The sequence below is a fragment of the Nocardioides sp. NPDC087217 genome (assembly GCF_044744805.1).
GTDB lineage: Bacteria > Actinomycetota > Actinomycetes > Propionibacteriales > Nocardioidaceae > Nocardioides.
In genome coordinates, this window is sequence record NZ_JBIUZB010000013.1 from 36031 (window position 1) to 52981 (window position 16951).

Below are 16951 nucleotides of genomic sequence, written 5' to 3' on the forward strand. Positions count from 1 at the left end.
TGGAGCGGCCCAGCACGGCCGCGAACTCCACCGCCGCAGCCTCCGACACCAGTGGTGCCCCGGGCCCGGCCAGGGGCAACATCCGGTCCCCGAAGGTGTCCCCGTCCAACCGCGCCGACTCTTCGCGGTCCTGGACCGAATGCAGCGCCGCGAACCGTGCGGCGGCGATCAGCACGTCCCGGTCAGCCTGCTCCGCGACCGCACGCGACGTACGCACCGCAGCCAGCAGGCCGCTGGTGGTGTCGTCGGGGTCGAGGAGTGCTTCCATGCCCCAATTTTACCAAGTTCATGCCCAGAAGAGAACGCTGTTTCCGCAGGTCAAGTGGCATATTTACGCCATCTCAAGAGCCGTGTTTGGCGTGTTGCGCCACCCCTTCCGCGACCCCTGGACCCGCGCTGTCAATGGCCGGCTCCCAACCCAATCCGAAGCCTGACAGGGCTGGCCGCCGACCCGATAGCCAGCCATCTTTTTCGAGGTGGTGGCCGGAGTCCAGGACCGCCGAAGGCGGCCGGCGAAGCCGGCGCCCGAAGGGCGTCATCTCGACAAGCTCGATACATCGCCTTGACGCCGGCCGCCACCTCGAAGACCCTCCCGAAAGGTCGGCGGCCAAGATCGCGGCAGCGAAGCAACACCGACCCTTCAGGAGGCCCGACGAGGCTCACCCGAGGTAGACGGTCGCCTTGCCGTACAGGTTGCGGGTGACGGTGGAGAGATAGGCACTCGCGTCGGACGAGCCCAGGTTGTAGGTGTTGAACACCCCGTACCCCTGAGAGACCGTACGAGAGGCGAGCGAAGCGGCGGTCGAGGACGAGGTGCCCTGGATGTTGATGGCCGCGGGCGCCAGCGAGGGCTTCCCGAGACCAGGCACGTCAGGCACACCCCAGGTCCCGTAGTAGGGGTTCCAGGCGTAGTCGAGCAGGTCACCGGCGTTGACCCCGCCGTACGAGAGCCGCGAAGCGGACGGCCCGATGAAGTAGAGCGTGATCAGCTTGTCGGGAATCCGCGAACGCAGTGCCTCAAGGAGGTAGACGAACGAGAAGTCGTTGGGCTGGCCGGTCCCGTTGGCACCGTAGTTGGACCACTCGTCGTCGAAGTCGATCCCGTCCAGGCCGTACCGGGTCACCACCGCGGCGAGCTGGTCGGCGAACGCCTCGGCGGCGGCGCGGTCGGGGAAGTTGGCGAACCCGGCGCCCTGGTGGTTGCCGAGCACCGAGAGCAGGATCTTGATGCCCTTGGCCTGGGCCGGGCGGATGTGTACGTCGGCGGCGTCGAGCTGCGCCTGCACCTGCGGGTTGTTGTAGAGGTAGGCCCGCTGGCCGTCGTAGTTGATGTTGGCGGCGAAGATCAGGCCGATGTCGAAGACGTTGCCGCCTCCGGCGAGCTCGTACTTGGCGACGTTGCCGACGCTGTAGTTGTTGACCTCGACATAGCCGGTCATCAGCGTCGGCGACGCGAGCGGGCGCGCCGCGTTCGCCGACGTGGCCAGGCCGGTGATCGCACCGGTGGCACCGATGGCGGCCGCTCCGGCGCCGAGGAGCATGCGTCTGCGTGAGATGTGGGGAACTGACATGGTGCTCGTCTCCTTTAGTTGCGGTGGAACCTCAGGGTGCGGACCTCGAAGGCACCGAGACTGAGCGGGACGACACCGCCGTCAGCGCTCACCTCCGCGATCGGGTCCTCCACGAGCGAGATCTCTTCGACCCGCCCGAAGCTCTCTCCGACGCGCAGCTCCCCCTGCGTACGCGCGCCGGTGGACTCGTAGACACGCACGACCAGATCGCCGGAGCGGTCGGCGGCGAGCTTCACGCTCGAGACCACCAGGCCCTCGCCGGAGACGGTCACCAGCGGCGCGACCTCACGGGCTCCCGACACCGGACGGGCAGGCGTGTTGAGCGCGGCCCCCGCCTCGGTCGCGGCCTCGACCGAGGCGCCGATGACCAGGCCGTACCGGTGGGTCTGCACGCCCTGGTCGGTCTCCGGGTCGGGGAAGCGGGGCGCCCGCAGCAGCGAGAGCCGCACCTCCGTGGTCAGGGCCGAAGGACGGGTGACGTCGAAGCCGTACGTCGAGTCGTTGACCAGCGCCACCCCGAACCCCGGCTCTGAAGCCAGCACCCAGCGGTGCATCGAGGTCTCGAACTTCGCCGCCTCCCAGGAGGTGTTGGTGTGGGTCGGGCGGCGGTGGTAGCCGAACTGCGTCTCGGCGAGCGTCTGCTCGGCCTTGACGTCGAGCGGGAAGGCGACCTTGAGGAACTTCTCGGTCTCGTGCCACTCGGTGCTCTGCGAGATCTCCAGCACGCGCGACGCCGGCGCCAGCGAGAGCACCTGCGTGGTCGAGGAGTCGGCCGAGATGGGCCGCTCGATGACCAGTCCGTCGGGCGTCACCGAGATCGAGGTGACCTCGCGCAGGTCGGTGACCCGGTTGCGGTAGAACCGGTCCACGTCCCAGGCGTCCCACATGTTCGGGAAGTCCTGGTGGAGCTGGAGCAGGTTGGCCTCGGCCCCGGCCGGGATCGCGTCGCGCCCGGTCGCCAGATCGAGCGCCGAGGTGATCAGTCCCTCGGCGGACACGGTGACCCGGACGATGCCGTTGTCCAAGACGTACGTCCCGCCCTGCTCGACCACGGAGACCGCCGCCACCGGCTCGGCCGCCGTGACCGCCCCCGAGCGCCCGTCGGCACGCAGCGAGACCGTGCCTTCGCCGGCGAGCGCGGTGAGCGCCCGGTCGATGAGGGCGGTGGCGGCCTCGGCGACCCGGGCATCGTGGGTGGCTGCCTCGCGGTGGACCCAGGCGATCGAGGTGCCCGGGAGGATGTCGTGGAACTGCTGCAGCAGGATCTGCTGCCACAGCGCGTCCAGCTCGTCGTAGGGGTAGTCGACCAGGCCACGCAGAGCGGCGGTGGCCGACCACAGCTCGGCCTCGACGAGCAGGTGCTCGCAGCGCCGGTTGCCCTGCTTGGTGAGGTGCTGGGAGGTGAGGGTGGCGCGGTGAAGCTCGAGGTAGAGCTCGCCGACCCACACCGGCGGGTCGGTCAGCTCCTCCCGGGCCGAAGCGAAGAAGTCGTCGGGGTGGCGCCAGGACACCTGGGCGGAGCCCTCCAGATCACGGAGCCGGCGGGCCTTGCCGGCCATCTCGCGGGTGGTGCCGCCACCGCCGTCGCCCCAGCCGACCGGCGCGATCGACCCGGTGGCGAGCCGGTTCTCGCGGAACTGGCGCGACGCCTTGGCCACCTCTTCGCCGGAGAGCCGGGAGTTGTAGGTGTCCATCGGCGGGAAGTGGCTCAGGATGCGGGATCCGTCGATGCCCTCCCACTCGAAGGTGTGGTGGGGGAACTTGTTGACCTGGTTCCAGGAGATCTTCTGGGTGAAGAACCACTCGAACCCGGCCCGCTTCATCAGCTGCGGCAGGGCCGGTGAGTAGCCGAAGGAGTCCGGCAGCCAGACGCCCTTGCAGCGGATCCCGAACTCGGCCTCGAAGAACCGCTGGCCGTAGAGGAACTGCCGCACCAGCGACTCCCCCGACGGCATCGTGGTGTCGGACTCGACCCACATGCCACCCAGCGGGATGAAGCGACCCTCGGCGACCGCGGCCTTCACCTTGGCGTACACCTCGGGACGGTGCTCCTTGAGCCACGCGTACTGCTGGGCGCTCGACATCCCGTAGCGGAAGTCGGGGTCCTCGCCGAGCAGCTCGGTCATCGAGGAGGTGGTGCGGGCGACCTTGCGGATCGTCTCGCGCACCGGCCACAGCCAGGCCGAGTCGATGTGGGCGTGGCCGATCGCGGCGATCTGGTGGGCGGAGTCGTGCGAGGTCGCCTCGAGCACCCCGGTCAGCACCGAGCGGGCCGAGGCCGCCGTCTCCGCGATGCGCTGCAGGTCGACCCGGTCGAGGGCGTCGTCGATGGCCTGCAGGATGCGGAACTTGCGCGGCCCCTCGGGCAGTTCGACCTGCAGCTCGTGGAGCGTCTCCAGGTCGAGGCAGAGCTCGAAGACGTCCTGCTCGAAGACGGCCAGCTCGATCCGCCGGGTCGTGTAGAGCTTCTTGGGCGAGGACGTCTGGATGTCGCCTTCCTGGGTGGGCAGGAAGGGGTGGTAGTCGAGCAGCACCGGGTTGGCCGCGGCCTCCAGGAAGAGCTCGACCTCCTCACCGCCGACGGCCTCCGACGCCACCAGCACCCACTGGTTGCGCGGGTTGAGGCTCTTGATCGGCTCGCCGTCGGGTGTGTAGACCAGCCCCTCGCACTGGAAGCCGGGCATGTTGACGTCGAAGCCGAGATCGCAGACCAGCTCGACCCGGCGCCCGGCCCACTCAGCCGGGACCGTTCCGGTGATCCGGAACCAGGTCGTCCCCCAGGCAGGGCCCCAGTCGGTGCCGACCTCGACCGTCTCGTACGCCAGGGCCAACCCGTCCGCGGGAGCGATCGGCTCCCCCGGAAGCTCGTGCCACTCGACGCTCACGGGCGCCGCGGCGGTGTGGACCGCCGGCCACAGGCGCTCCTTGAGGACCCGGCTCACGCGGCCTTCGGTGAGGTGTACGTCGTCGTGCATCAGTGCTCGTCCTGTCTGTTCTCGAGGTCGTCTTCGATGAGCTCCAGCTGCGTGAGCACGCAGTCGGACAACGCGGTGAACCGTACGGCGCCCGCCACGACCGGGTCGCCGCGCCTGATCCGGAAAACCCTGGTCTGACCAGCCCAGACGTACGTCTCGCCAGCCCGCTCCTCGCGGGCGACCGTCACGCCGCCGGCATCGAGGTACTCCAGCACCCACCCGATCTCGCCCATGAGGGCCGAGGTGACGGTGTAGAGCGACAGCCTCCGCTCGCCGGCCAGCGTCACCTCCACCTGTTCCCCGGCCGACAGGGCCACCTCGGTCTCGCCCAGGTCGTCCACCAGCGCCGAAACTGCACTCGTTGCGGCCGAATCGGTAGTTGTGGGCGACGAAAGTAGAGCTTCGTCCCCCACAACTGCGGACTCGGCCACCAGTTCTGCAGATTCGGCGAGATCGACGATCGGCTGACACGTTCCGGAGATGACCGAGGCTGAGGGTGGGCGCGAGTCCTTCGCCCAGCCACATGGCACCTCGGAGAGCTCGATGACCAGGCGGGCCCCATCGACCAGGCGGGCGTGCGGGATCGAGATCTCGTCCCAGGGCGCGCCGTCGAGCATCACCGAGCGGATGTATCCACCGGTCCCGACCGCCTCGATCACGATCTCCTTGCCGCCGGCAGGCCGCAGCACGGTGCGCCGCACCGACGGCGGCACGATCACGTAGGAGGCCGAGCCGGGCACCAGCGGGTAGAGGCCGATGGTGGCGAAGACGTACCAGGCCGACATCTGGCCGTTGTCCTCGTCACCGGGATAGCCCTGGCCGAGGTCGGAGCCGACGAAGAGGCGGCCGAGGCACTCGCGGACGATCCGGTGGGCGTCGTCGTGGCGCCCGGCGAACATATACATGAACGGGATGTGGTGGGCCGGCTGGTTGGAGAGGCCGAGCATCCCCATCCGTACGTCCCGGGCCTCCGTCATCTCGTGGATCGCGAACCCGTAGTGACCCGAGAGCGATGCCGCGCCGGTCTCCGGACGCGCGAAGAAGGCGTCCAGCTTCGCCCCGAGAACCGCCTCGCCGCCATGCAGCTCGGCCAGCCCGGCGCCGTCGTGGGGCGCGGTGAAAGCGGTCCCCCAGGCGTTGGTCTCGGTGTAGTCGTGACCCCACTCGTCGGGATCGAAGCTCTCGCGCCAGCCGCCGGCCGGGGTTCTCCCGATGAAGAATCCGCGAGAGGTGTCGAAGACGTGGCGGTAGCCCAGCGCCCGGCGCGCGAAGTAGATCTCCGCAGCGGCCAGGTCCTCATCCGCCCGGTCCGCGTTCAGGACACCTGCTAGGCGCGAGATCGCCCAATCGTTGATCGCGTTGTCGAGCGTCCAGGACATGCCCTCGTGGGTCGCGGTATCCACGTACCCACGGAAGATCGCGCGCCGCAGCCCCTTACGCCCGACCCGTACGTCATCGGCCGGCACGGTCGCGTTCTTCAGCGCCGAGGCGTACGCGGTCTCCAGGTCGATCCCAGGGACGCCCCGCAGTGCCAAGTCGGCGAGGACCGTGTCGAAGGTCGTGCCGGTCATGCAGTCCTCGGCGGCCGGGGCGCTCCAGCGCGGAGTCCAGCCACGGTCGCGGAAGTGCTCGACGAAACCTTCGGCGAGCGAGCCGGCGCCGGCCGGGTCGAGCAGCGCGAGCAGCGGCCAGGCGGTGCGGTAGGTGTCCCAGAATCCGTGGGTCACCGTCATCGGCGCGTGCCTGACCGTGGTCAGGTCGTAGGGCGAGGTGTGCGCGTGCGTGGGCCCCTCGCCGTAGCGGTTCGGGTAGAGGAAGAGCCGGTAGAGGCCGGAGCGGATCGAGACCAGCTGATCCTCGCTTGCCCCCTCGACCTCGACGGTCGCCAGCGCCCGCTCCCAGGCCGCGCGCGCCCGCGCCGCCATCTCGTCGAAGCTCCCGGCAGCCTCGAGGTTGGCTGCCGCCTGCTCGTCGCTGACGGTCGAGATCCCGAGACGTACGTCGACTGCCCCGGCACCGTTCAGCGCGATGTGGCCACGGAGCCGGCCGGCGCCCAGACGCAGCTGGGAGGTCCCGGCGACGCGGAGGTGGATGTGCTGGGCAGGCTTGCCCTCGCGGTCGGCGAGGAGGGCGCGCACGATCGCCTCTCCCCGGTTGTTCTCGCAGGTCAGCGACCGGATCTCGCCGTGGTGGTCGAGCACCAGCGAGCGGGCTCCGGTGAGCCGCATCCCGAGCGCGAAGTCGCCGGGGACGAGCTCGGCGGTGACCCCACCGTCGAGCGCGACCGCGTAGCGGTGTGGCCCTGCCTCCTCGTCGGCGTGGTCGAATCCCAGTGCGCGTGCGCGCCGGTCGTCGTCGGGCTCGGCGAGCGGGCTCGGCATCAGCTGGAAGACCCCGTGGTCGCCCATCCACGGGCTCGGGATGTGCGAGGTCGCGAACGCCTCGATCGCGGGCCGGTTCGGTCCGCCGGTGGTGTCGCGGTTGTGCGCGTGCCAGGCGTAGGGCCAGTTGCCCACGTCGGCATTCGTCATCGGCAGCCCGAAGACGCCTCCGTGCGGCAGCCCGACCAGTGGCGCGTTGTTGCCGCGCGAGAACCGGTCGCTGGAGTGGGTCCCCCGGCGGATGTCGACCTGGTCGAGCGGCGCCGCCGGGAAGGGGCGGGCGGGACGTACGCCGACGTCGTCGACCCACACCCGCAGCGGCACCTCCGCGGCACGGACCACGACCAGGAGTCGCTCGATCCGCCGCCCGGCCAGCCCGGTCAGCGCCACCCGCCGCAGGTTCCACTGGTCGACCCACGCCCGCTTCCCCTCCCCCTGCGCAGCCGGCGTCAGCGCCTGCCCGTACTGGTCGACCAGCCCGACCTCGCTGAGCCGCCGCCCGTCGTCGAGCAGCCCGTCCACACAGACGTACGTCGAGTCCCATCGCCGCTCATCCGTCGACGCCGACTCCGGAAACACGACGAACCGAAGCTCGTCCCCGTCGGCCACCTCGATCGGCGCCTCCAGCGGAAGCTCGGCCTCTACCTCGCCTCCGCCTGGCGACACCTCGAGACACCAGGCGTCAGGCGACGAGTGACCGACGCCCGCTCGCGCGTTGACAGGGTCGACCGGCCCGTTCCCGAGAGTCAGGCTCATGCACTCCTCCCGCTGGTCGAGCCGGATTCGCGAGGGACGAGCGAATCCGTGTCGAGACCAACACGGTCCCCGGCCGCGCTCGATGGGACTGTGTTGGTCTCGACACCGGCTCGCTGGCGCTCACCGGGCTCGACCAGCGAGGCGACGGCGCCGGCGAAGCTGCCGCTCGCGGGGAGCAGGGGCAGGATCACCGTCTGGTAGGCGTGATAGACGTCCGGCTTGCCGGGCCAGACGGTGTCCGAGGGCCGGTTGCGGGCGTCGAGCTCGTGATGCCACGAACCACCCTTCCGGTCGACCAGATGCTCCTCGCAGTAGGCCCACCATCGACGTACGTCCGCCAAGGCATCAGCAGAACCGGTGTCACGGAAGAGCGTCCAGGCCGCCGCGACCGCCTCGGCGGCGACCCAGTGCATCCGCTCACGCACCACGGGCTGGTCGGCGAAGTCGGTCGTGTAGACGAAGCCGGGAGCGCCGTCGACCGACCACCCGCGCGAGGCCGCCGCGGCGAGCAGCGACTGCGCGTCCTCGAGCAGCCACGACGGAGCCTCCGCCCCGAGCAGCGTCCGCGCGTGCAGCGCCAGCCGAGCCCACTCGAAGAGGTGCCCGATGGTGACCCCGTACGGCCGGAACGGATGCCCCGGCTCGTCGATGTTGTAGTCCAGCTCCACGGTCCATGCCGAGGAGAAGTGCTCCGGGAGCCGCCAGTCGTGCTCGCGCGCGAAGCCGTGCACGACCCGCTCCAGGATCCGCAGCGCACGCTCGAGCCAGACCCGGCGCCCGGTGACCTCGGCGACCGCGAGGAACGCCTCGACCGCGTGCATGTTGGCGTTCACGCCGCGATAGCCGTCCAACGTGGACCAGTCGGCGCTCCACACGTCGAGGATCATGCCGTCGTCCTCGCGCCAGAACCGCTCCTCCATCACGCTCAGCGCGTCCTCGAGCAGCGCCTCCGCGCCGGGGTGGCCGGCGGTGTACGCGGTGGTGGCGGCGAGCACCACGAAGGCGTGGGCGTAGCCCTCCTTCACGGTGCTCATCACCTCGCCGGTCTCCGGGGAGACCGCGGAGTGCCAGCCGCCGTTGTCGTCGTCGTGGAGAAGCCCGGTCAGGGCGGCGATCCCATGGTCGACGTACGCCGAGGCCCACCCTTCACCGCGCAGCTGCGCGAGCCCGAAGACGTGCGTCATCCGGCAGGTGATCCAGGTCTCGACGGGCCGGTCGGGAGAGAGCCGGCCGTGCTCGTCGAGCCAGCCGAAGCCGCCGCCCTCGTGACGGGACCCCCGCGCGAAGGCCAGCAGGCGCAAAGCCTCCTCCTCGAAGCGGGCGATCTCGGCGGTGGTCAGTTGCAGGTCGGTCATCCCTTGATGGCCCCTTCCTCGACCCCGCGGAAGAAGTAGCGCTGCAGCACCGCGAAGACGATCACGATCGGGACGAACGAGATCATCGTGCCTGCCGCGATCAGGCGGGGGTTGTTGGTGAATGTGCCCGACAGATACTGCAGGCCGACGGTCAGCGTGAGGTTCTCCGGGTCGGTCAGCACGATCAGCGGCCACAGGAAGTCGTCCCAGGCCCCGATGAACGCGAAGATCGAGATGACGCTGAGCATGCCGCGTACGCCGGGGAGGTTGACGTGGATCAGCCGCTGCCAGGCGTTGGCGCCGTCCACCTTGGCGGCCATCTCGAGCTCGTCGGGGATCGCGGTGAACGCAGCCCGCATCAGCAGGACGTTGATCATCCCGATCATGCCCGGCAGCGCGACGCCCAGCAGGGTGTCGGTGAGCCCGAGCGAGCGGACGGTGACGTACTGGGCGATGATCGTCGCCTCGCCCGGCAGGATCAGGGTGGCCAGCAGCGCACCGAGCACCAGCCGGCTCCCGCGGAAGCGCAGCTTCGCCAGCGCGTAGCCCGCCATCGTGGCCCCGATGACGTTGCCACCCACGACCAGGATCGCGACGATGATCGAGTTCATCGCGTAGTCGACGACCGGGACGACCTCGGCGACCTTGGTGTAGTTGGCGAACGTCGGGTCCTCCGGGATGAACCGCGGGGTAGCGGTGTAGATGTTCTCGTCGATCCCCTTCAGCGACGTCGACAGCTGCCAGAGGAACGGCAGGATCGTGATGACGAGCACCAGCGCCAGCAGCGCGTAGCGCAGCACGACCTCGCCCACGGACATCCGGTGGAAGGCGTACGCCTTCTGCTTCTCAGCCATCGACTCAGCCGTCCTTCCTGTTGAGACGGACCAGCAGCACCATCGGTACCAGGGTGAGGACGAAGAGCAGCAGGCTCAGCGCGGAGGCGTAGCCGAGGTGGCCGGTGAAGCCGGTGGAGTACATCTGGATCAGCATCACCACGGAGCTGACCCGGCCTCCCGGTCCGCCGGTGCCGCCGGTCATCACGTAGAGCTCGGAGAAGACCCGCAGCGAGGAGACCGTGATCAGGATGGTGATCAGCAGCATCGTGCCGCGTACGCCGGGCACGGTGATGCTCCAGAACCGGCGCACCGGGCCGGCGCCGTCGACGGCGGCCGCCTCGTGCAGCTCCTTGCCGACGTTCCCGAGCGCGGAAAGGTAGATGATCATGTAGTAGCCCAGGCCCTTCCAGACCGTCAGGCTGATCGCGCTGAACAGCAGCAGCCAGCGGTCGGTGAGGAACGGCAGCGGCTCCTGGACCACCTTGAGCGCCTGCAGGATCGCGTTGATGGCGCCGCGGTCGTCGAGCATCCAGTTCCAGATCAGCGCGACGACCACCGCCGAGGCGACGACGGGGGTGTAGAACGCCACCCGGAAGAAGGTCAGGCCGGGCAGCTTCTTCTCCACCAGCACCGCGAGCAGCAGCGGCAGCATGGTGAGCAGAGGTACGCAGACCAGCATGTAGAGGACCGAGTTGGTCAGGGCGTAGACGAGCTGGTCGTCGTCGAGCATCCGCTCGAAGTTGGCGAGCCCGACGAAGTCTCCTCCGCCGAGCGGCTTCTTGTTGGTGAAGGCCATGTAGACCGTGTTCAGCGCCGGATAGAGGTTGAACACGCACAGCCACAGGGTCGCGGGCGCGACGAGCAACCAGGGCGTGAACCACTTGTGTTCACGCACCCGGCGGCTCATCCCGGTGGAGTCGGGCACGGTGGAGTCCGTCACTGCGCCAGCAGCTTGTTGCACTCCTCGACGGCGTTGTCGAGGGCTTCCTGTGGCGTCGCGTCACCGCTGATGGCGAGGCCGATCTGCTGGTCGATGATGGTCGCCATCGCCGGCGAGACCTTCGGGTTGTTCGGGATGGCGGTGGTCAGGGTCTTCAGGCCGGTGACCTTCGCCTTGGCGGCGACGGAGCCGTCGTCCTCGGTGAAGTAGGGGTCCTCCTGCGAGGCGACGGTGCTCGGGTAGACGCCCGGGGCCAGCTTGGCGAACTCGCGCTGGTTGTCGGGGTTGGTCACGAACTGGGCCAGCGCGTTCGCGGCGGCGAGGTTCTTGCTGTTGGCGTTCACTGAGAGGCCTTGGACGTAGAGCGGGCCGTCGCCGAAGGCCGGCGAGATCTCGGTCCCCTTCGCGAGGGTCGGGTTGGCCTCCTCGAGGCCGGAGATGTTGGAGCTGCCCGTGGTCCAGGCTGCCTTCTCCTGGTTGTAGAGCTCCGCGTTGCCCTGGAAGGTGTCGGTGAGGATGTCCTTCGGCAGCAGCCCGTCCGCATAGGCGTCGGCGTACTTCTGGACGAGCTCGACGGCCTCGGGAGTGTTGAAGGTGAGCTCTGTGCCGTCCTCGTTGAAGATCGGTACGTCGGCCTGCTGCAGGTCGTTGAGGCCGGGCTTGCGGGTCATCAGGTAGACCTTGCCGCCGGACTTCTCCTTGAGCGTCCTGGCCTGCTCGATCAGCGAGTCGAGGTCGGTGGGCAGGTCGGCCGGGTCGAGCCCGTTCTCGGCCAGCATGTCCTTGTTCCAGTAGTTCACGTCGGTGCCGAGGTACCACGGGTAGCCATAGGTGCCGTCGAGGCCGTCGTACCGGTAACCCTGCAGGCCACCTTCGACGAAGGTCTCCTCCAGGTCGACGTCGGTCTTCTCGAGGTCGAGGAGCTGGTCCTGCTGGGCGAGCGGAAGAGCGAAGTCCGGCGGCAGGTTGGTGACATCGGGGAGGTCGCCGGAGGACGCCTGGGTCAGGACCTTCTGGTCGTAGCCGTCGCCGGGCTGATCGAGCCAGGTGACCTCGACACCGGGGTTCTCCTTCTCGAAGTCGGCGATCACGCCTTCGACGTAGTCGGTGAACTTGGGCTTCAGCGCCCAGGTCTGGATCGAGACCTTGCCCTCGATCTTGCCCTCGAGGTCACCGGCGGACGGCTCGTCACCGGCCCCGCAACCCGTCGTCGCAGTGATGCCCATGGCCAACCCAGCGGCGACCCCCACCAACCGGCGTACGCTCATTTCTGGCTCCTTGCTGAAAGCTTTTGATAAAGCGGTTAAGTTCGGGCCGTACTATTCACCGAACGAGGTGTGCCGTCAAGGCATCCGTGTGAGGGGCGCCACAATCGCCTCCGGCCTCGTCCCAGGAAGGACTTGTCGATGGCACGACCCACGATCGCGGACATCGCAGAGCGCGCCGGCGTCTCCAAGGGCGCGGTCTCGTTCGCGCTCAACGGACGGCCGGGAGTCAGCGAGGAGACCCGGCGGCGCATCCTCGCCGTCGCCGACGAGATGAACTGGCGCCCCCATCGCGCGGCCAGGTCCCTCGGCAACGCGCGCGCCGGAGCGGTCGGCCTGATCCTGTCCCGCCCCGCACGTACGCTCGGCCTCGAGCCGTTCTTCGGGCAGATCGTCTCCGGCCTGCAGGCCGGCCTGGCCGAGGACGGCACCGCGCTGCAGCTGCTCGTGGTGGAGGACCCGGAGGCCGAGATGGCCGCCTACCGGAACTGGACCGCCGAGAGGCGGGTCGACGGCTTCGTGCTCCTCGACCCGCTCATCGACGATCCCCGGTTCGCGGCGCTGGAGGCGCTCGAGGTCCCGGTGATGGTGCTCGGTGGGCCGCTCGAAGACACGTCGCTGAGCTTCACGTGGGCCGACGACAGCGAGGCCATGCACGAGGCGGTCGACTACCTCGCCGCGCTCGGCCACCGCCATGTCGTCCACGTCGCCGGCATGCCGCAGTTCCTGCACACCAAGCGCCGGATGGACGTGCTCACCGAGGCCAAGGAGCGCCACGAACTGGCCGAGGTGGTCTCGGTCCCGACCGACTACAGCGACTCCGAGGGGGCGGTCATCACCCGCCGGGTGCTGTCCCGGCGGGATCGGCCGACCGCGATCGTCTACGACAGCGACGTGATGGCCGTGGCCGGCCTGGGCGTCGCGCTGGAGATGGGCGTACGCGTGCCGCAGGACCTCTCCATCCTCTCCTTCGACGACTCGCTGCTGGCCCGGCTCACCCACCCCTCGCTGACCGCGCTGACGCGCGACACCCAGGGATGGGCCGCCGAGGCTGCCCGCGGGCTGCTCCGGCTGATCGCCGACCCGACTCTCGCCGTCCGCCATCAGTCGAGCACCCCGGTGCTCGTCCCACGGGAGAGCACGGCTCCGCCCGCCGGACACTGATTGCCTCGGTTTACTTAAACGGTTTATATTGCGCGGGTGCCAGCTCTCCCGACGCCCTCAGCCCCTGCCCCGTTGCGCTTCGGCGCCAACCACGTGCCCTCATCCGGCTGGTTCTACTCCTGGCTCGACTTCGACGCCGCCCAGATCGCCCGCGACTTCGACGACCTCGCAGGTCTCGGCCTCGACCACGTACGCATCTTCCCGGTCTGGCCCTGGATCCAGCCCAACCGCTCGCTGATCCGGTCCGCGGCGGTCGACGACGTGCTCACCACCATCGACCTGGCCGCCGCCCGCGGGCTCGACGTCTGTGTCGACCTGATCCAGGGCCATCTGTCCAGCTTCGACTTCCTGCCCTCGTGGGTGCTCACCCACCACCAGCGCTCGCTCTTCAGCCACCCTGAGGTGCGCACGGGCCTGCGCACCTACGTCGACGCCCTCGCCGGCGCGGTCGCCACCCGGGACAACGTCTTCGCGCTGACCCTCGGCAACGAGGTCAACAACCTGTGGCCGTCCAACCCGACCACCATCGCCGAGTCCCGCTCCTGGGCCCAGGAGCTCCTCGAGACCGCACGCAAGGCCGCCCCCGGCGTGCTCTGCCTCCACTCGCTCTTCGACGACGCCTTCTACGCACCCGACCACCCCTTCGGGCCCGCCGACGTCACCACGCTCGGCGACCTCAGCACCGTGCACTCCTGGGTCTTCAACGGCGTCGGCGCGATCGACGCGCCTCTGGGTCCGGCCACGCTCACGCATGCCGACTACCTGGTCGAGCTCGCCGCGGCATACGCCGCCGAGCCCGGGCGCCCGGTCTGGCTCCAAGAGATCGGCGCTCCCCTGCCGGAGATCGGTCCTGAAAGCGTGCGCGAGTTCGTCACCGGCACCGTCGACCACGTCGTCCAGAACCCGGCCCTGTACGGCATCACCTGGTGGTGCTCCCACGACCTGGACCGATCGCTGGTCGACTTCCCCGATCGCGAGTACGACCTCGGTCTCTTCACCGTCGACCACCGCCGCAAGCCCGTCGCCGAGGCGCTCGCGGAGGCGATCGCGGCACACAGCGGCCCCCGCGCCGAGCTGGTCACCCGTCAGCGGGTCGAGTGCCCTGTCGACCTGATCCGCGAACCCGAGCGCCGCGCCGAGGTCGCTCCCGGCAGCGACTTCCACCGCGCCTGGGTCGCCGCCCGGGTCGACGGGCCGGTCGAGATCGTCCCGCCCGCCCCCTCCTTCTGACCTCCGCCGGCGGTCTTCGTCCGGCCTCTTGACACGACGCGTGACTTTGATCACACTCTAGTCACTCCAGTGTCGAACCGGTTCGAAAGTCAGGTAGCGAGTTGGCCACCATCCAAGACGTAGCGCGGCACGCGGGCGTCTCGCGGAGCACCGTCTCCTACGCCCTCTCCGGCAAGCGCACGATCTCGACCGAGACGCGAGAGCGGATCGAGCAAGCCATCCGCGAGCTCGGCTTCACGCCGAACGCCGGCGCACGCGCACTGGCCACCTCGCAGACGATGGTGCTCGGGCTGCTGCTGCAGTTCCATGAGGACGAGTTCGCGCCGGCCATGCTGCAGTACGTCCTGCCGATCTCCATGCGAGCCCGCGAGCTCGGCTACGACATCCTGATGGTGACCGACCCCGACGGCCCCGCCGCGATCCACCGGATCGCGGACTCCCGCATGGTCGACGGCATCGTGCTCCTCGACGTCACCGCCGAGGACCCCCGCCTCGAGGCGCTGAGAGCGGTCCGCAAGCCCGGCGTGCTGCTCGGCCTCGCCCACGACACCGCCGGCCTGGACTTCGTCGACCTCGACTTCGGCGAGGCGGCCAGGATGCTCGTCGACCATCTGCACGAGCGCGATCACCGCGAGCTGATCCTGATCGCGCCGCCCCACCACGTGGTCGAACGCGGTGGGACGTACGCCTGGCGGTTCCGCGACGCGGCCGTCGAGCGCGCGGCGCGACACGGCATCCAGATCCACTGCTACCACGGCGAGTCGCGCCAGCCCGCGATCGGCGAATCGGTCAACCGCATCCTCGACGCACACCCGACCGCGACCGGCCTGATCGTCCACAACGACGCGACGGTCGCCGCGCTGCCCTCGATCCTGAGCGACCGCGGGGTACGGGTCCCCGAGGACCTCAGCGTGGTCAGCCTCTACTCGCGTGACTTCGGCGAGGAGTTCTCGCTCCCCTATACAGCCGTGGACTCGGCCGCGGACGAGCTCGGACGCCAGGCGGTCTCCCGGCTGATCGGCCGGGTCACCGACCCGGCCACGGCCGGACCACCGATCGTCCGGTTCGTCACCCCGGTGCTCCGTGACCGCGGCAGCACCAGCTGACACCACCGCCGGGATCGTACGGAGCGCCTCGTCACGCCCACTGTCGAACCGGTTCAACAACTCCACGCAATGATGCGAAAGGACACGAGATGAACAGCACCCCCAACCAAGGCCGCCCCCACGGTCGTACGGCCGCCCTCCTCACCGCGGCCGCCCTGACCATGTCTCTGGCGGCGTGCGGCTCCTCGGACGAGTCGGGCGAGGTCACCGAGATCGGGTTCTGGGACCCCTACCCGCAGTACGACGACAGCTCGGACTGGGCCAAGTACGTCCAGTCGTGCGCGCCGGAGGGCACCACCATCAAGCGCACCGCCGCCCCGAACACCGACCTGATCAACAACCTCACGACGGCCGTCCGCGAGGACAACGCACCCAACGTGGTGTTCCTCGACAACCCGGCGATGCCCGAGGCCTCGGCCTCCGGTCTGCTGGTCCCCATCGACGAGGTCGGCCTCGAGGCGACCGACGCCGACGCCAACCTCGCCGGCCCCGGGACCGTCGACGGCGAGACGTACGGCGTCCCCGTCGGCGCCAACACCCTCGGCCTCTACTACAACGAGAAGGTCCTCGCCGACGCCGGTGTCGACCCGGCGAGCATCACCGACTGGGCGAGCCTGAACGCCGCACTGAAGAAGGTGACCGGGGCCGGTCACCAGGGCATCACGTTCGCGGGCGTCCCCGGAGAGGAGGGCACCTTCCAGTTCCTTCCCTGGTTCTGGGGATCCGGCGCCGACCTGTCCGACCTCGGCTCGGCCGACGCCATCGAGGCGGGCCAGCTCGTCTCGGACTGGATCGGCCAGGGGTACGCCCCCAAGTCGGCCATCACCGACAACCAGTCCGCGTCCTGGGACCTGTTCCTCACCGGCGACTACGCGTTCGCCGAGAACGGCTCCTGGTTCGCCCAGGCAGCGACCGAGCAGAAGTTCCCCGTCAAGATGATGCCCATCCCGAGCCAGGACGGCGGCGCAGCGCCGGTGCCGACCGGCGGCGAGTTCGGCGTGGTGCCGCTGCACAAGGAGAACAGCGACGCCCACTACGCCGCCGCGAAGGAGGTGCTCGACTGCCTGCTCAGCTCGGAGACGCAGGTCGAGACCGACGACATGCTCGGCTACTTCACCGCCGCCGAAACCACTCGCAAGCAGCAGATCGCCTCCACGGAGCACTACCAGCCGTGGGCGGATGCCATCTCCAGCGCCCAGGGCCGGACCACCGAGCTCGGCACCGGCTATCTCGCGACCTCGGCCGCGTTGTCGAAGGCCGAGCAGGCCGCGCTCAACGCCGCCGGCGACGCCGGTGAGGTCGAGGACGCGTTCGAGACCGCGGCGCAGGAAGCCAAGGGCAACTGACCCGCGCCCGGATCCCGGAGAACGGA

The 16951-nt window shown here is 69.4% G+C and carries 11 protein-coding genes; 4 read left to right on the plus strand and 7 right to left on the minus strand.

Annotated features, from left to right (window positions below; translation table 11 throughout):
* Positions 1–659: 659 nt before the first annotated feature.
* From ACIO3S_RS29040 to ACIO3S_RS29070, 7 genes are read right to left on the minus strand one after another with little or no spacing between them, the layout of a single operon-like run.
* On the minus strand, positions 660–1571 hold the full coding sequence (locus ACIO3S_RS29040; RefSeq protein WP_400470261.1) for an endo-beta-N-acetylglucosaminidase H: 912 nt from the start codon (positions 1569–1571) through the stop codon (positions 660–662).
* A gap of 14 nt (positions 1572–1585) precedes the next feature.
* Positions 1586–4546, minus strand: a complete 2961-nt coding sequence (locus ACIO3S_RS29045) for an alpha-mannosidase (RefSeq protein ID WP_400470264.1) — start codon at positions 4544–4546, stop codon at positions 1586–1588.
* Positions 4546–7683, minus strand: a complete 3138-nt coding sequence (locus tag ACIO3S_RS29050; protein ID WP_400470267.1) for a GH92 family glycosyl hydrolase — start codon at positions 7681–7683, stop codon at positions 4546–4548. The genes ACIO3S_RS29045 and ACIO3S_RS29050 overlap by 1 nt, the downstream gene beginning before the upstream one ends.
* Positions 7680–9038 (minus strand): AGE family epimerase/isomerase, encoded by a 1359-nt coding sequence (locus tag ACIO3S_RS29055; protein ID WP_400470270.1) that lies wholly within the window; start codon positions 9036–9038, stop codon positions 7680–7682. Before ACIO3S_RS29055 ends, ACIO3S_RS29050 begins: the two co-directional genes overlap by 4 nt.
* The gene (locus tag ACIO3S_RS29060; RefSeq protein WP_400470273.1) at positions 9035–9892 is read right to left on the minus strand and encodes a carbohydrate ABC transporter permease; all 858 of its coding nucleotides are present in this window, start codon (positions 9890–9892) and stop codon (positions 9035–9037) included. Before ACIO3S_RS29060 ends, ACIO3S_RS29055 begins: the two co-directional genes overlap by 4 nt.
* 4 nt (positions 9893–9896) lie before the next feature.
* On the minus strand, positions 9897–10814 hold the full coding sequence (locus tag ACIO3S_RS29065) for a carbohydrate ABC transporter permease (RefSeq protein WP_400470276.1): 918 nt from the start codon (positions 10812–10814) through the stop codon (positions 9897–9899).
* Complete coding sequence (locus ACIO3S_RS29070) at positions 10811–12082, minus strand: ABC transporter substrate-binding protein (RefSeq protein ID WP_400470279.1); 1272 nt, start codon at positions 12080–12082, stop codon at positions 10811–10813. The genes ACIO3S_RS29065 and ACIO3S_RS29070 overlap by 4 nt, the downstream gene beginning before the upstream one ends.
* A gap of 138 nt (positions 12083–12220) precedes the next feature.
* On the opposite strand from ACIO3S_RS29070, the gene ACIO3S_RS29075 reads away from it, so the two are divergent.
* From ACIO3S_RS29075 to ACIO3S_RS29090, 4 genes are all read left to right on the plus strand, one after another.
* Positions 12221–13243 (plus strand): LacI family DNA-binding transcriptional regulator, encoded by a 1023-nt coding sequence (locus tag ACIO3S_RS29075; protein ID WP_400470282.1) that lies wholly within the window; start codon positions 12221–12223, stop codon positions 13241–13243.
* 36 nt (positions 13244–13279) lie between these two features.
* Positions 13280–14473 (plus strand): glycosyl hydrolase, encoded by a 1194-nt coding sequence (locus tag ACIO3S_RS29080; protein WP_400470285.1) that lies wholly within the window; start codon positions 13280–13282, stop codon positions 14471–14473.
* A 101-nt stretch (positions 14474–14574) separates the two neighbouring features.
* Positions 14575–15579, plus strand: a complete 1005-nt coding sequence (locus tag ACIO3S_RS29085; RefSeq protein WP_400470288.1) for a LacI family DNA-binding transcriptional regulator — start codon at positions 14575–14577, stop codon at positions 15577–15579.
* Positions 15580–15668: 89 nt separating this feature from the next.
* A complete protein-coding gene (locus tag ACIO3S_RS29090) occupies positions 15669–16925 on the plus strand; it encodes an ABC transporter substrate-binding protein (protein WP_400470291.1) in 1257 nt (418 codons plus the stop codon).
* The last annotated feature ends 26 nt before the right edge of the window (positions 16926–16951 follow it).

What these genes read in the sequence shown, in the direction of transcription:
- ACIO3S_RS29070 (WP_400470279.1), bottom strand. Translation starts at nt 12,082, where the DNA reads ATGAGCGTACGCCGGTTGGTGGGGGTCGCCGCTGGGTTGGCCATGGGC.
- ACIO3S_RS29040 (WP_400470261.1), bottom strand. Translation starts at nt 1,571, where the DNA reads ATGTCAGTTCCCCACATCTCACGCAGACGCATGCTCCTCGGCGCCGGA.
- ACIO3S_RS29075 (WP_400470282.1), top strand. Translation starts at nt 12,221, where the DNA reads ATGGCACGACCCACGATCGCGGACATCGCAGAGCGCGCCGGCGTCTCC.
- ACIO3S_RS29060 (WP_400470273.1), bottom strand. Translation starts at nt 9,892, where the DNA reads ATGGCTGAGAAGCAGAAGGCGTACGCCTTCCACCGGATGTCCGTGGGC.
- ACIO3S_RS29045 (WP_400470264.1), bottom strand. Translation starts at nt 4,546, where the DNA reads ATGCACGACGACGTACACCTCACCGAAGGCCGCGTGAGCCGGGTCCTC.
- ACIO3S_RS29050 (WP_400470267.1), bottom strand. Translation starts at nt 7,683, where the DNA reads ATGAGCCTGACTCTCGGGAACGGGCCGGTCGACCCTGTCAACGCGCGA.
- ACIO3S_RS29090 (WP_400470291.1), top strand. Translation starts at nt 15,669, where the DNA reads ATGAACAGCACCCCCAACCAAGGCCGCCCCCACGGTCGTACGGCCGCC.
- ACIO3S_RS29055 (WP_400470270.1), bottom strand. Translation starts at nt 9,038, where the DNA reads ATGACCGACCTGCAACTGACCACCGCCGAGATCGCCCGCTTCGAGGAG.